The sequence below is a fragment of the Acutalibacter sp. 1XD8-36 genome, from assembly GCF_009917525.1.
Lineage (GTDB): Bacteria > Bacillota > Clostridia > Oscillospirales > Acutalibacteraceae > Acutalibacter.
In genome coordinates this window covers 82218-96250 of record NZ_QZDU01000002.1, presented here as the reverse complement: position 1 = coordinate 96250, position 14033 = coordinate 82218, and the positions used below count along the sequence as shown (strand labels likewise).

Genomic DNA, 14033 nt, shown 5'->3' with positions numbered 1-14033 from the left:
ATTCCGGGAGGTTTTAACTATGGTAACGGCAGGAGATTTCAGAAACGGCGTGACCTTTGAGATGGAGGGGAACGTGTACTCCATCATTGAGTTCCAGCATGTGAAGCCCGGCAAGGGCGCGGCCTTTGTGCGCACTAAGATACGCAATGTAATATCCGGGGCGGTGACTGAGCGCACCTTCAACCCCAACGACAAGTACCCCACCGCCTTCATTGAGAGGAAGGACATGCAGTACCTCTACAGCGACGGCGACCTTTATTACTTCATGGACACAGAGAGCTATGAGCAGATACCGATAAACGGCTCCGTGCTCACAGACAATTTCAAGTTTGTGAAGGAGAACATGGAGTGCAAGGTGCTGTCCTATAAGGGCAGCGTGTTCGGCGTGGAGCCCCCCAACTTCGTGGAGCTGGAGGTCACCAAGACCGAGCCCGGCGTGAAGGGCGACACCGCCACAAACACCCTGAAGCCCGCCACAGTGGAGACCGGGGCAGAGGTCCGTGTGCCCCTTTTCATCAACGAGGGCGAAATGATTAGGATAGACACGCGCACCGGCGAATACATGGAGCGCGCATAAAACCCAATCGGGAAAGCCGGAAAATCAAAAGTTTCGTCAACCTTTTCAAAGGTTGCGGGGTTTGGGGCAGCGCCCCAAGAAAGGAAGAAAATCATGAGTAATTCAGAACGCGCATCATACATCCGTGGGCTGATGGACGGCCTGGAGCTGGACCCTAACGCCAAGGAGACCAAGCTTTGGAACGCGGTGGCGGAGCTGCTGGACGAGCTCTGCACCTCTGTGGATGAGCTGGAGGACGAGGTTGACGGCATTGCCGACCAGCTGGACGAGGTCGACGAGGACCTGGGCACCCTGGAGTCCGAGTTCTACGGCATAGGCGAGGACAGCTGCGGCTGCGGCCACCATCATCACGGCGGCTGTGGCTGCGGGCACCACCATGAGTTCGAGGCCATCTGCCCCAACTGCGGCGAGACCATCGAGCTTTCGGAGGATATGCTGGACGAAGATACCATGGTCTGCCCCCACTGCGGGGAGACGCTGGAATTCGACTTCGACGATGACGACGAGGATATCAGCTTCGAGGAGCTGGACAGCGGCGACGGCGAGGACGGAAACAGCGAGGAGTAAGCAAAAAAATTACAGGCCTATGATAGCTACTCATAAAACAGTATCAAGTAACAAACTGAAATAGGGTAACTGCCATACAGGGTGCAGAAAAAGACAAGTAAGAAACAAACCGTTTCTTGCCTGTCTTTTTCATTTTGTTACGCAATAGAACGCCGTTTTTGAAGGCAGACATATAAAACCCTTGCCCCGTCATATCAATGCTCACAAAGCCGCATAAATCAATAACAAAATACCCCCTATTGCGTAACAATCCCCATAATAAATTGAGGGCGAAAGCAGTTTACTGATTTCGTCCTCTTGACTACCCACAAGCAAAGGCGGGAAAAGCTGTCAAGGGCGCATAGCGCGAAGTTTACCCTTGACAGCTTTTCCCGTCTTTGCTACTCCTTATCGGTCGAAGCGGAATTTCAATATGGCTTCAACCAGTTTAGCCTTTAGCCTGTCCTGTGTATCGTCATTGATATGCCCCTTATACATAGACAGATATTTGATGTGTGCGGTGTAATACCGCAATACTGCGTCTACCGCTTCCGGCTCTCCGGCAACGGCTTTTTGGATTACCTCAAACGGTATCAGTTTTTTGCTCCTCATGTTCCAATCTCTCCCATTCTTTCCGCAACTGTTTCAGTGCAACATTTCTTCGACTATTTATCGTACTTCTGCAACGCCTGTACAGTCTGCCGATTGCTTCATCACGATAGCCGATGAAGTAATAAAGCAGTAAGACTTCTCGCCTTAATTGCGGCAATCTTGATAATGCCATTGCTAACCGTTCATCATCAACGACAACTTCCTTTCCCAGTACAAGAAATACAGTCGGCTTGTCCCGTTTTTCAAAGTAACTGTCCATAGCAGACGGTTCAAAATATCGTTCTGACATCAGATAGTCGAGGGATATTTCCCGTTCCGCTTTCCGCTTCAAATCCCGCCATGCGTTAATGGCTTCATGGCGCAGGACAACCTTGCAGAACGCATTGAACGCATATTCGATATGCTCCATGAACTGTTCAGAATATCTCATTTTCTCTCACCCCCTTTCTTCCCAGTAGGGGGCTATTACAACAAAAATCCATGCAGAATATATCCGCATAGATTTTTGGGTAATACGAGTTATTAAGACATACTAAATGATATGTGTGTTCATATTCATAGGCAGAATATCCCGTTCCACAAGACAGGATTTTTTTGATAGTTCACCATAGCCAAAACCACCCATGAAATAAAAAACAGACATAGCAGTACCTCACAATACCGCCATATCTATGAAAACTTTCCTGCCACATAAGAACGGCGGCTTTGATTGTTATTTCAAAACCGCCGTTCAGCCGCTTATATTCTGTTTTGGCGCATGATGATTTTGCCGCCACACAACGGTTTTTTTATTAACCGCCAGACGGCATGAACATCTTCTTTTATGCGTAGTGATACTTCTCTCTGTTCTGATGAAGAAAAACCAATGCTACAACCATAGTGATTAGCTCCGCTATCGGTACTGCAAGCCATACCCCTGTTACGCCCAAAAGATTAGGCAATGTAAGCAAAAGCACTGTAATCAGTCCAAAAGTCCGCAGGAATGACAAAATTGCTGACAGCTTCCCGTTTGATAATGCAGTAAATGTGGCAGAGGTAAAAATATTCAGTCCACAAAATAGAAAACTGAATGGGAAAATCAAAAATCCGTTTCGCGCAATTTCGTAAACAGGAGTTCCCTTTTCTGCAAAAACACGAACCAATGGCGAACCAAAAATAATTGCTACTGCAAAAATAGTGACCGAAACAAAGACAATAAATTGCATACAAATAGAAAATACATTTTTTAGTTGTTTTTCGTCCTGCTTCCCATAGTTATAGCTGATAATAGGGGATACTCCCATAGAAAAACCTATGTAAAGGGCACTCAATAAAAACTGTGTATAGATGATGATTGTGATTGCCGCAACTCCGTTTTCTCCAAGCAGTTTCATCATAATGCGGTTAAAAAGGAATGTTGTAACCGCTGTTGCCGCCTGACTTACCATTTCCGAAAAACCATTGGTACAGCTTTCAGCCAATACGGAAAAATCTATGACTGGCTTCCTAAAATGCAGACTGCCTCTCTTTGCGGAAAAGAACCATAATCCAATCACCGCCGGTATCATATAGCCAATGCCCGTACCAAATGCCGCCCCCTTAATGCCCATGTGAAACGGCACCATAAAAATATAGTCCAGTAAAATATTTACGATTCCTGCGCTTACGCCAAGCACCATACCCATTCCGGGGCGTCCCGCCGTTACGATTAGATTTTGAAAAAGCACTTGCAGGATACTTGCGGGCGTGAATAACAGCAGGATAAAAAGGTATTCTTTACAGTATGGAAATAGAATACTGCTTGCTCCAAGTCCCCATACAATCCTGTCAATAAAAACCGTTCCCAACACTGCAATCAATCCACCTAACAAAATGCCCGCTGAAATAATCAGCGTAAAATCCTGTGCCGCCCTACTTTGTTCTCCTGCTCCCATTTTGCGTGCTACTATCGCGCTTCCTCCTGTTGCAAGCATAGTTCCAAGACCGACAATCAGATTGATAACAGGGCAGACAATATTCAATGCCGAAAGTGCATTTGTATCTACAAATCGTGCCACAAAAATTGTGTCAACGACTGTATACAGCCCCATGAATATCATCATTAAAATTGTCGGAAATGCAAATTTCAGCAATGATTTTATTGTAAAGTTTTGTGATAGTGGATTTTGGTCACTCATTGTCCCCCGCCCTCCGATTTTTCTCTGTGAAGTATAAAACGCTGTGTTGGATAGCCAAACTCAATTAACAATTCCGCTTCGGCAAAGCCAAGGCTTCCCCATATCTCCCGATAGCCTGTGTCTGCCTTGTCGCCCTCCCGAAAAGTCGTCACGCTAATCTGTGCGGAACGTGTAAGTTCATACAATGTCTTTTCGCAAAATGCTTTCGCTATTCCTCTTTTCCGATACTGTGGGTGTACCCCAAAGAAATCAATGCTCCCTGTCACCTCGTTAAACGCCATAATCCCGATTGCCGTATCAGCGTCTTTCAAAATCAATGCGCGCTTATTTTTGATATACTCCTGCAACTGTTCAAGGTACTGATTCTCGTCCAGATGCGGGAACCCGTCAATGACAAGGTGAACCAGTTCTATCCATTTGGGTATGTCCTCCTGTGTTGCAAAGACGATTTTATCCTGCCATTCTTTTTCTTCTAAATTTGTAGGATTTTCATTCAAGACATATCTTAGCTGCAATGGATAAAATTCTTCTTCCTCCCTGTACCTGTTAGGGGATTTTTTATACATGGCTTTGAAAATATCCGTAAAAGACTGCTGGCTCTCATATCCGGCAGAAAGCGCAATTTCAAGGATTGGTCTGTCGGAAAGAACAAGCAGTTTTGCGGCTTCGGTCAATTGGCGGCGTTGTACATAATCGTGAATTGTCAACCCTACCGTATCTGTAAACATTCGGTGCATATGATATTTTGAATAATGTACAGCCCCCGCAACTGTTTCCAAGTCCAGTTTTTCGTGCAGGTGGCTTTCGATATAGTCGATTGCCGTCATTACATTTTTGATATTCCCCGGCATTGCAGCTTCCTCCTTTCTCTCTGCATTATAGCAGGATATTTCATTCCGCTTTTCATATATCTTGCGGTTTTAAGGACAAGTATTTACCAGTATACAACAGTCTACCCCGATAAGAAAGATTTTTAGAAATTTTCTTCTGATACATTGGCATTTCCCAAACTTCCCCGTAGTAAGGCATAAGGAAAACTTTTTTGAAGAATTTCTCTCAAAACTCCGTCAAAACTGCCCTGTGCGGTGTTGTAGGTAGTGAGAGGGTTCTCAAGAGGGTTTGGGATTCTTCCCAACAAGCAAAATCTGTCCGGCAAGTCGTGGCGCGGACGGGCAGATTTACGGAAATGGGTACCCGTTTCCTATGCTTGCTCCGAAACTTATCACTTTAATAAACAAAGAAAGGACGGGAAAGGAATGGAACGGAAACGGCAAATCAAGGACGGGCATATCGTGGTAAAAAATCCACTATACCAAGAAATGCCAAAACAGGAAGTGGCGATAAAATCCGGCAGGACGCTCTACCGCTTTACGGGAAGCTATGACGGGGAAAGGAGCCTGCCCCACAAGGTTCTGCGCCTTATGGGACAGGAAAAAGCAGAAAAAGATGTTGAAGAATAAACGGAAAGCCGCTATAATAGCTTCAAGCAATCCTGTATTGGAAGACTGCCCGCCGATGAAAGGAGCAGAAATTATGTTAAGGCAGTCTGACAAAATTACCGCCCTCTATTGCCGCTTATCACGCGATGACGAATTACAGGGCGATAGCAACAGCATTGTAAACCAAAAGGCGATTTTAAGTAAATACGCAAAAGAAAACCACTTTTCAAACACATTGTTTTTCGTGGACGACGGGTATTCTGGTACGAACTTCAATCGTCCGAGTTGGGGTGAACTACTGGAACGGATTGAAAACGGCGAAGTTTCAACACTGATTGTCAAGGATATGTCGCGGTTAGGGCGTGACTATCTGAAAGTAGGCTTTTACACCGAAGTCCTCTTTGCAGAGAAAGGCGTGCGGTTTATTGCTATTAACAACGGCATAGACAGCGCGAACCAGCAGGACAGCGATTTTACCCCGTTTTTGAACATCATAAACGAATGGTACGCAAAGGACACAAGTAAGAAAATCCGCGCTGTGATGAAGTCAAAGGGGGAAGCGGGGGAACATCTTTGCAGTAACCCGCCCTATGGCTACATGAAAGACCCCGACAACAAAAAGCATTGGATTGTAGATGAAGAAGCCGCCAAAGTGGTGCGCCGGATTTTCCGCTTATGCTTAGAGGGGTACGGACCGACACAGATTGCCCGTATTCTGAAAGAGGAAAAAATAGTCACTCCGACAGTCTATTTCATGCAAAACGGACGCGCAACGAGAAACGCCCCGCAAAATAACCCCTGTCGTTGGAGTGCCGAAACGGTAACATTTATTTTGGAACGTCCAGAGTATCAAGGGCATACAGTAAACTTCAAAACTTTTGTTCAGTCTTACAAGACTAAAAAGAAATGCTACAATCCGGCAGAAAAGCAGCTTGTGTTTGAAAATACCCATGAAGCAATCATAGATGCTGACACATGGGCGCGGGTACAGGAATTACGGAAGAACAAACGCCGCCCGACAAGAACGGGAAAGACAAATATGTTTTCCGGCATTGTCCGCTGTGCTGACTGCGGCGAAAAGCTGTACTACTGCACAAGCAAAAATTTTGAAGCGCGGCAAGACCATTTTGTGTGTTCAACTTCAAGGTTGAAAGGAAAAGAAGTCTGCCCGACACATTATATCCGCGCCGTAGTTTTGGAACAGGGTGTGTTTGCACATCTCCGGCTAACGATTGCTTGTGTAGCCAACCATGAAGAACAATTCCGTAAGGCTATGGGCGCAAAGCAGAAAGCAGACGCAAAACGGGAGTTGGCGGCAAAGCGGCGGCAACTGACGCAAGCGGAACGCCGGATTGCGGAACTTGACCGATTGTTTAAGCGTATTTATGAAGATAACGCAAATGGTAAACTTTCTGACAGCAGATTTCAAATGCTCTCTGACGATTACGAACAGGAACAGGAAGAACTGCGGGAAAAGCTGTTGCAACTGAATGAGGAAATTAACCGACAGGAAGAACAGGCAGAGAACATTGAACGGTTCATCAGTAAGGTGCATGAGTATCTCGACATGGATGAACTGACACCCACCGTACTGAATGACATGGTGAAAGCAGTTTACGTCCATATGCCGGACACTTCAAATGGACATAGGGAACAGCAGATTGACATATCCTATGACCTTGTGGGAATACTCCCCGCGTCCCTGTTGAACGACTTACAAAACGGGGAAACGGTATAGCCAACGCTACGCCGTTTCCAAAAAACAAATCTAATACTGTCTTACGAGTATCTAACTTATGTGGGTTTGCTCACATAGGCCTGTTTTTTTATTTACTCCGGCTTGCCTGAACTTTCCGGCTGTTCCAAAAGTACCTTCAGCCTGTCCTCCTCCCGTATGGCGCGGAGGGTCTCCTGGCGGCGCATGACTGCAAGCGCCAGGGTCAGGGCTAGATTCAGGAAGGTGACCACAGCCAGGGCAAGCTTTGAACCGTTCCCGGGCCTGCGGCGGGCCCCGCTTTTCTTTTTCATTTGATTTCCTCCAGTCTTTTGTCAATTTCAGCCATAGCCTCTTTCTGGCTTAGGCGCTCATTTTCAACGTCCCGCTCACCAAGCTCCATGCCGCAGACAGCGGAATATGGGCAGAAGCGGCAGGCGCTGCGGTTTTTCATATTGGGCTTTGCCTGGGCCGTGCCCCGGAGCAGCTCAAGGCCCATGGAGGCTATAAGGCGCTTTGAGTATTCCAGCACCCTCAGCAGCTCACCCTCACTTAAAACCGAGCTATGGCTGTCGGGAGTGCCGTCCTTTTTCAGGGCGGCAGGGATAAATACGCCCCTTGCACCGGCCTCCATAGCCTCGATTATTTCGCCGTCGCTGAGCACAAGGCCGCTCATGCGCAGCTCCTTCATGCCGGCCTTTGCTATCTCCTCGGGGCTGGCTCCGCGCTCGGCGCTTACGCTGGGCTCGGCGGCGGGGACATAGAGTATCCCGGCGGGGAAGCGCCTGCCGCTCTGTACCAGGGCGGCGAGATAGACCAGCATCTGCATGTTCAGGCCGTAGAGCACGTCCCCAAGCTTGAAATCCTTTCCCCCGGTCTTATAGTCTATGACCCGCACAAAGCTCCTGCCGCCGGTATGCAGCACGTCCACCCGGTCGATAGTGCCGCCGACGGTGACAGTATCGCCGGCGGCGGTCTCTATCCTAAGGGTGGGGAAGTCCCTGCCAAGCTTCAGCTCCGTGTGCTCGGGAACGAATTTGCTCTGGGCCAGCTCCAGCTCCAGGTGCCGGATAAGCTTGCAGGCCGAGGAACCCATGCGGCGCAGGCGGTAGCGCTGGCGGCTGGTGAGGGAGTCAATGCCGCCAAGGTTTTCGGCGGCGTAGACCTCTATCAGCCGGGTGACAAAGGCCTCCAAATCATCATCCGTCCACCTGGCGCGATGAGACTGCGGCTCTGAGAAGACCTGCTCCAGAAGGTAGTGCATGAGCGTGCCGTACTGCAAAATGTCCACCTCGGCTGGGCGGCGCTCCCGGGCATTCAGCCCGTAGCGGCAGAAGTATTTGAAGGGGCAGCTATGGTAGGTCTCAATCTGGGTGGGGGAGAGGAAGACCCGCTCGCCGTAAATTTTCCTGGTGAGCTCCGGGTCAGTGAGCTGCTGTGGACGCCGGCCAGCCGCGCGCTCCAGGGCCTCCAGCCTGCTGGAGAGCTCCGAATCCCCGCGGATAAATTTTTTCAGTGCCTCGGCCTCGGGGCTATTCTCCCGCCAGCGGGCAGCCATGCGGGAGAAGGCGGCCTCCCTTGAGCAGGAGAAGAAATCCTCGGGGAGGCCCCGCTCAGGGGCGAGGGTTGGGAAGACTCCCCGCACCCCGGCAATGAGCTCGCTGGGCTCCTTGTCCTGGCCTCCCGCGGAAACAGGCCAGGAGAGTATCAGCCGGTCGCTGGGGAGACAGGCCACGGAGTAGGCAAGATAGCGCTCCTCAATGGCCTTCTGCTCTAATGGGTCCCCAAGAGGCAGCCGGAGCTCTATCAGCTCCCGGCGCTCCGCGTCGGAGAAGACCCCGGAGGAGCTGGGGTTTAGGGGGAAGTCGCCCTGAGCCACGCCAATGAGAAAGACGGCCTTTGGGGAGGTCTGGCGCACCTGTTCGGCGGTGCCGAATATCACCTGGTCGGCGGTCTCCGGTATTTCCGACACATCCTCCCCGGCAAGCACCTCCTTCAGGAGCCGGTAATAGCGCTCCCGGGAGGTCCTGCGCTCCCCCAAAATGCTGTGCATTTGGTCCAGGGTCTCCATCAGGAGGTCCCAGACCCGGAGCTGGCGGGCGGCTATGGCGTCCTCCCCGGCAAGCTCCAGCCTGCGGCAGTATTCGGGGAGGGATTCCTCCAGGCCGAAGGAGAGCAGCAGGTCGTAAGCCGCCTGGCTTATCTCCGCGCCGGAGCTGTCGGCGGTGGCGAGAGCGAAGGCCTCCAGGGGGGGCACAAGGCGTTCGCGCATATTATTTAGGCTGTCAAGGAGGGCCCGGTCGCTGTCGGACATTTCGTGGACGAAGCCCCGGGGGTGCCGGGTGAAGGGGGCGCGCCAGTGGGAGCCCTTGAGCTTCCAGAGGTAGGCGTAGTTCTCAAGGTCGGAAATCTCTCCGGCAGTGAAGCCGGACACGCCGGTTTTCAGGAGCTCCAGAAGATCCTCGGTGGCAAGGCCGCTCTGGACGGCCTCGAAAGCGCAGAGGAGGAACCGGGTAACCGGCTCGGCATCCACACGCACGGGCTGGGACATAAAGCATGGGATGTCACGCTTTTTCAGGGCTATGTCCAGGCTGCCGTAATACTGCTGGGGGGAGCGGCAGATGATTGTAATATCCTTGTAGCGCAGGCCTTCGGCCACAAGGCGGCGTATGTATGAGGCGACAAACTCACTCTCGTCAAACACGTCCCGGGCGCGGTAGAGGACAATCCCCTCGTGGTCGGGGGAGGTCAGGACCTCCTCGGGGCAGAAAAGCTGGGCCTCCAGAAGCTTCAGGTTTTCGTTGTGGAAGCGGGGGGAGTGGGTGAGCATTACAGGAGGGAGGACCTTCACATCCTGCTCCCCGGCAATGGCGGTAAGCTGGCGGCGGGTGCGGTCCACAAGGGCGAAGAGCCCGGCATCGTCTTCCGCGAGGCCGTCGGTGCACAGGGAGACAAGCATAGTGTCCGCCTGGGCCATCAGCCTTGCAAGCACCTTCAGCTCCTGCTGGGTGAAGCCCTCGAAGGAGTCCACAGCGATGGTATAGCCGGAGAAGATATTCGTGCCCTCAAGGGCCTGGGCCAGGCGGGTGAGGTCGTCCCGGGAGTCCAGGTATGAGGCGGCAACCAGGGCGTCATAGGCGGCATAGACAGCGCCCAGCTCCCGGAGCTTCTGGGAGAGCCCGCGGCTGCCAGACTTGAGCGCTTCTGAGGTGGCAGATAGGTCCTCTGGGGTAACGCCGCACATTTTGAGCTCGTCTATGGCGGTGAGCATTAACTCCGTGACCCTGCCTGAGCGGGCGGCTTCCCTGTACACATCCAAAAGGCCGTCGCAGGCTGTAAGGGCCGAGGACATGAGGATACGCCTGCCGCCGTCGGTGAGCCGGTGGCCGGCAAGGCCCCCCAGCCGGTGAAATACGGAGTCGGCAAGGCGGGTGAAGCTGTATATGCCGATGGAGTTGGCGAGCTGGGGGCCTGCAAGCCGCAGCATGGCCTTTTCAGTCTCGAAGCTGTACTGCTCAGGGACGAGCATAAGGCAGGGCGCGGAGGAGGAGCTGGCGAGATTAGAGATGGTGCGGCGGAGGTATTCGGTTTTGCCGCTGCCGGAGCGGCCGAGAATGAACTGGAGCATGTGGGCCTCCTTAAAATGCGCGGTTTATGGGGGACATGCGCGATAATATACTATTATACACCCCTTAGGCTCCCCCGGCAAGCCAATTTTTCAGCTCCTCATAGAGCTCGATAAATTTAAAGCTGACCTGTACCCCCTGATTTTCCACCAGCTCGCGCTGGTCCGGCGGCAGGGAGGCCAGCACATCCTCCCCCCTTGCGGCAGGCAGGCATAGGGCCGGGAACACCACGCACCACCAGTTGTGCCCCTCACCCTCGCCTATCACAACACGCAAGGTGCGATAGCGCCCGGCAGGGAGAGTAAAGGAGCCATACCTGCGGGTGGGGAAAAATTCGTCGGTTACGGTGGCGGTGACGGTATCGGTAAAGCCCTTTTCCTTCACAGTGAGCTGGGCAGCTTCAGTGATACTCTCAAGATGGGTGCAAAGGGCGGCGTTGGCGCTGTAAAGGTCTTTCGCTTCACTGCACCAGCGGGACGCCTCAGTAAGTACCGCGTCACGGACCTGGAGCTTCAGCGCCTGGTCCCTTTCATCGTCTGAGTTGGCTACAACATGCAGGCGCAGTATGTTCTCGGGGAGCTGCTGGGCGGGCCCGGCGGCGGTGAGCCATGAGAGGGAGAGGGTGAGGGACAGGGCGCAGAGGGCGGCTTTGAAAAGGGGCGGAAATTTTAGGTTGCTTTTGGAGCTCATAAAATCATACCTTTCACAGTTTTTCCATATTCTGGGAAAAGTATGGGCGGTATGGGGAGGTTTTATTCGGGGTTTAAAAAGGGAAAGCTTTGTGGTATAATACTGGAAAAGATGTGAGGTTGAAATATGCTTGATATATTACTTGACGCGATAATAGACTCACTTAAAACATTGCCGTTCCTGTTCGGGGCATACCTGCTCATTGAGTTTCTGGAGCATAGGGCCAGCGAGGGCATGGCCCGGCTTCTGGGGAGGCTGGGACCTTTGGGGCCCGTAGGAGGGGCGGCGCTGGGCTGTGTGCCCCAGTGCGGGTTTTCAGTGGCGGCGGCAAATTTCTACGCAGGGCGGCTGATAACCCCCGGGACGCTGCTGGCGGTGTTCATCGCCACATCGGACGAGGCCATACCTATACTGCTCTCAAGGCCCGGCGCGGCGAAGGACCTGGGGCTGCTCCTTATAGTGAAGCTGACAGCCGGGGCAGCAGTGGGCATATTGACAGATGTCGTGTACGGCAGGTTTTTAAAGCAAGGGGCGTCCCAGCCGTTCCATGAGTTATGCGGGGACTGCGGCTGCGGGGAAAAGGGCGTGCTGCGCCCGGCGCTTAGGCATACGGTGAAAATATTCCTGTTTCTGCTGGCAGTAAATATGGCGCTGAATGTGGCGATAGAGCTGGTGGGCGAGGAGAATATTTCAAGGCTGCTCCTGGCGGGGAGCGTCTGGCAGCCATTGCTTGCCGGGCTCATAGGCTTCATACCCAACTGTGCCGCGTCGGTGATACTGACGGAGCTGTACCTTGGGGGCTCCCTGTCATTTGGGGCGGCTGCAGCCGGGCTGTGCACTGGGGCCGGGCTGGGGCTGCTGGTGCTGTTCAGGGTCAATAGGAACTGGAAGGAGAATTTTTCCATTGCCGGGGTGCTGTATGTGTCGGCGGTGGTGGTTGGAAGTATTTGCCAAGTAATATTTGGGTAGACAAATCGACTATAATATGTTAAAATATATGAAGAACTTACAAAAAAGGAGATGATACCCATGTTAAAAAGGAAGCTGAGAGCGTTAATTGTCATGTTGTGCGTGCCGCTGCTGGCAGTATTTGCCGGCGTCAGGGCCAGTGCCGCGGCGGGGTTTACAGATGTGCCCTCCAACGCCTGGTACACTGATGCGGTGCGGGATATGGTGAACAGGGGCATAATGAGCGGTGCGGGGGACGGGACGTTCCGGCCCGGAGGATACCTGACCCGGGCGGACTTTGCCACTATGCTTGCCCACAGCGCTCTGCCGGAAAGCGAGCTCAGAAAGTACAACTATAGGGGCAGCTTCACGGACGTGAAGACAGGCTACTGGGCTAACCCCTACATAAACTGGGCCAGCGAAAACGGCATAGTCAAGGGCGCCGGAAACAATAAGTTTAATCCCGGCGGCAGGCTCACCCGCCAGGATATGGCTGTTATGCTGGTGAACTATACCAAGGCCATGGGTATCGGCATTCCCCCAGTGAAGGGGCCCATGTACTTTAAGGACGACTATGCCATTAACCTCTATGCCGAGGACGCGGTGTACGCCTGCGCCAGGGCGGGGATACTTAACGGAAATGATGGCTACTTCAAGCCCAAGAATAACAGCCAGCGCTGCGATGCGGCCCAGATGCTCTCCACGTTCCTGAAGGTGAGCCGGGACCCGAACTATAAGGTCATACGCAAAAGGGTGGAGGATGTGTCTGTAGCGGCGGTGGAGTTTGACCCAAGCTGGTATACCCCCGATGTTGTCATGGGCAATGATTTGATAGACGGCGGGGAGAATATAGCCAATGTTATTAGCCGTACCGGGGCGAAGATTGCCGTGAACGGAGGCTTCTTCAGCTTCGACACCTATATGCCCTATGCGACTATAGTTAAAAACGGCAGGCTTATCTCTACATACAACGCCCACTCCCCGGCAAAGTCGACTATCGTTATGGACAGCACAGGCAGGTTCTCTATTGAGCATTTTACCACCAGGGTGACCCTTGAGGTATATAATCCCGACGGGACCACGAAGAAGGCAGAGAACGTGGTGGTGAATGTCCGTCCGTCCAGCAGTAAGGACGGCGCGCGCATAATTTTCACCAGGGACTGGGGAAGGACACTGGGCTTTAAACCAAAGTATGCCGTCAGGGTTGACAATAGCGGTAGCGTTGTTGCAGTCTACAGGAATCAGGACGTGGGTATCCCCAACGCAAACGACGGCTATCTGATAGTCCAGCAGGCCGACCGTATGTATCAGAATGATTTTATTACCTCAATGGTTGTAGGCACCGATGTGAACAAGAGCGTCTACTACGAGGGCTCGGAGACCCAGGATATCGAGCTGGCCCTGGGCGTCGGCCCCCAGGTGGTAAAGGACGGCTGGCTCTACGGCGACGCCTCAACCTACAACGCCGAGGGCCTGAGCGGGATAAATAACTTCTCCAACGACCGCCGGGTCTGCCTGGGGATAAAGCCCGAGGGCCATCTGGTGCTTCTGACAGCCAACACCTCCCTGCCGAAACTCTCACATGTGATGGTGAGCCTTGGCTGCTACAGCGCGGTAAACCTGGACGGCGGCGGCTCCTCAAACCTCTATGTGGAGGGGACCTACTATACCGGGCCAAGGTCGCGGCCTATGAATAATGTTATAGTCTTTAAGTGAGGTGAACTA

At 52.4% G+C, this 14033-nt stretch carries 13 protein-coding genes; 6 read left to right on the top strand and 7 right to left on the bottom strand.

The window, feature by feature from the left end; all coding sequences use genetic code 11:
- Positions 1-19: 19 nt before the first annotated feature.
- Positions 20-577, top strand: a complete 558-nt coding sequence (gene efp, locus D5270_RS03950) for an elongation factor P (RefSeq protein WP_161473474.1) — start codon at positions 20-22, stop codon at positions 575-577.
- A gap of 93 nt (positions 578-670) precedes the next feature.
- On the top strand, positions 671-1144 hold the full coding sequence (locus D5270_RS03945) for a CD1247 N-terminal domain-containing protein (protein WP_166542869.1): 474 nt from the start codon (positions 671-673) through the stop codon (positions 1142-1144).
- A 387-nt stretch (positions 1145-1531) separates the two neighbouring features.
- Here D5270_RS03945 and D5270_RS03940 read toward each other — a convergent pair whose 3' ends face one another.
- The 4 genes from D5270_RS03940 to D5270_RS03925 all read right to left on the bottom strand — a co-directional run bounded on the left by D5270_RS03940 (position 1532) and on the right by D5270_RS03925 (position 4742).
- Positions 1532-1735 (bottom strand): helix-turn-helix domain-containing protein, encoded by a 204-nt coding sequence (locus D5270_RS03940; protein WP_166542868.1) that lies wholly within the window; start codon positions 1733-1735, stop codon positions 1532-1534.
- A complete protein-coding gene (locus tag D5270_RS03935) occupies positions 1707-2165 on the bottom strand; it encodes an RNA polymerase sigma factor (RefSeq protein WP_166542867.1) in 459 nt (152 codons plus the stop codon). The genes D5270_RS03940 and D5270_RS03935 overlap by 29 nt, the downstream gene beginning before the upstream one ends.
- A gap of 391 nt (positions 2166-2556) precedes the next feature.
- Complete coding sequence (locus D5270_RS03930; RefSeq protein WP_166542866.1) at positions 2557-3891, bottom strand: MATE family efflux transporter; 1335 nt, start codon at positions 3889-3891, stop codon at positions 2557-2559.
- Complete coding sequence (locus tag D5270_RS03925; protein ID WP_166542865.1) at positions 3888-4742, bottom strand: GNAT family N-acetyltransferase; 855 nt, start codon at positions 4740-4742, stop codon at positions 3888-3890. The genes D5270_RS03930 and D5270_RS03925 overlap by 4 nt, the downstream gene beginning before the upstream one ends.
- Before the next feature lie 405 nt (positions 4743-5147).
- Between D5270_RS03925 and D5270_RS03920 the strand changes: the two genes are divergently transcribed.
- Positions 5148-5351 (top strand): hypothetical protein, encoded by a 204-nt coding sequence (locus tag D5270_RS03920; RefSeq protein ID WP_023345910.1) that lies wholly within the window; start codon positions 5148-5150, stop codon positions 5349-5351.
- Positions 5338-7068, top strand: a complete 1731-nt coding sequence (locus D5270_RS03915) for a recombinase family protein (protein ID WP_243150133.1) — start codon at positions 5338-5340, stop codon at positions 7066-7068. The genes D5270_RS03920 and D5270_RS03915 overlap by 14 nt, the downstream gene beginning before the upstream one ends.
- A 92-nt stretch (positions 7069-7160) precedes the next feature.
- Here D5270_RS03915 and D5270_RS03910 read toward each other — a convergent pair whose 3' ends face one another.
- The 3 genes from D5270_RS03910 to spoIIR form a co-directional block, all read right to left on the bottom strand.
- Positions 7161-7358, bottom strand: coding sequence for a hypothetical protein (locus D5270_RS03910; RefSeq protein WP_166542864.1), 198 nt, complete (start codon positions 7356-7358; stop codon positions 7161-7163).
- Positions 7355-10672, bottom strand: coding sequence for a PD-(D/E)XK nuclease family protein (locus D5270_RS03905; protein WP_166542863.1), 3318 nt, complete (start codon positions 10670-10672; stop codon positions 7355-7357). Before D5270_RS03905 ends, D5270_RS03910 begins: the two co-directional genes overlap by 4 nt.
- A gap of 64 nt (positions 10673-10736) precedes the next feature.
- Complete coding sequence (gene spoIIR / locus D5270_RS03900) at positions 10737-11360, bottom strand: stage II sporulation protein R (protein WP_166542862.1); 624 nt, start codon at positions 11358-11360, stop codon at positions 10737-10739.
- 126 nt (positions 11361-11486) lie between these two features.
- On the opposite strand from spoIIR, the gene D5270_RS03895 reads away from it, so the two are divergent.
- Entirely contained in the window at positions 11487-12329 is an 843-nt protein-coding gene (locus D5270_RS03895; RefSeq protein ID WP_166542861.1) for an arsenic efflux protein, read from the top strand.
- A 60-nt stretch (positions 12330-12389) separates the two neighbouring features.
- Positions 12390-14024 (top strand): S-layer homology domain-containing protein, encoded by a 1635-nt coding sequence (locus tag D5270_RS03890; RefSeq protein ID WP_166542860.1) that lies wholly within the window; start codon positions 12390-12392, stop codon positions 14022-14024.
- Positions 14025-14033: the final 9 nt, after the last annotated feature.

Excerpts from the sequence above, each read along its gene's own strand:
- efp (WP_161473474.1), top strand. The coding sequence starts at position 20 with ATGGTAACGGCAGGAGATTTCAGAAACGGCGTGACCTTTGAGATGGAG.
- D5270_RS03945 (WP_166542869.1), top strand. The coding sequence starts at position 671 with ATGAGTAATTCAGAACGCGCATCATACATCCGTGGGCTGATGGACGGC.
- D5270_RS03940 (WP_166542868.1), bottom strand. The coding sequence starts at position 1,735 with ATGAGGAGCAAAAAACTGATACCGTTTGAGGTAATCCAAAAAGCCGTT.
- D5270_RS03935 (WP_166542867.1), bottom strand. The coding sequence starts at position 2,165 with ATGAGATATTCTGAACAGTTCATGGAGCATATCGAATATGCGTTCAAT.
- D5270_RS03930 (WP_166542866.1), bottom strand. The coding sequence starts at position 3,891 with ATGAGTGACCAAAATCCACTATCACAAAACTTTACAATAAAATCATTG.
- D5270_RS03925 (WP_166542865.1), bottom strand. The coding sequence starts at position 4,742 with ATGCCGGGGAATATCAAAAATGTAATGACGGCAATCGACTATATCGAA.
- D5270_RS03920 (WP_023345910.1), top strand. The coding sequence starts at position 5,148 with ATGGAACGGAAACGGCAAATCAAGGACGGGCATATCGTGGTAAAAAAT.
- D5270_RS03915 (WP_243150133.1), top strand. The coding sequence starts at position 5,338 with ATGTTGAAGAATAAACGGAAAGCCGCTATAATAGCTTCAAGCAATCCT.
- D5270_RS03910 (WP_166542864.1), bottom strand. The coding sequence starts at position 7,358 with ATGAAAAAGAAAAGCGGGGCCCGCCGCAGGCCCGGGAACGGTTCAAAG.
- D5270_RS03905 (WP_166542863.1), bottom strand. The coding sequence starts at position 10,672 with ATGCTCCAGTTCATTCTCGGCCGCTCCGGCAGCGGCAAAACCGAATAC.
- spoIIR (WP_166542862.1), bottom strand. The coding sequence starts at position 11,360 with ATGAGCTCCAAAAGCAACCTAAAATTTCCGCCCCTTTTCAAAGCCGCC.
- D5270_RS03895 (WP_166542861.1), top strand. The coding sequence starts at position 11,487 with ATGCTTGATATATTACTTGACGCGATAATAGACTCACTTAAAACATTG.
- D5270_RS03890 (WP_166542860.1), top strand. The coding sequence starts at position 12,390 with ATGTTAAAAAGGAAGCTGAGAGCGTTAATTGTCATGTTGTGCGTGCCG.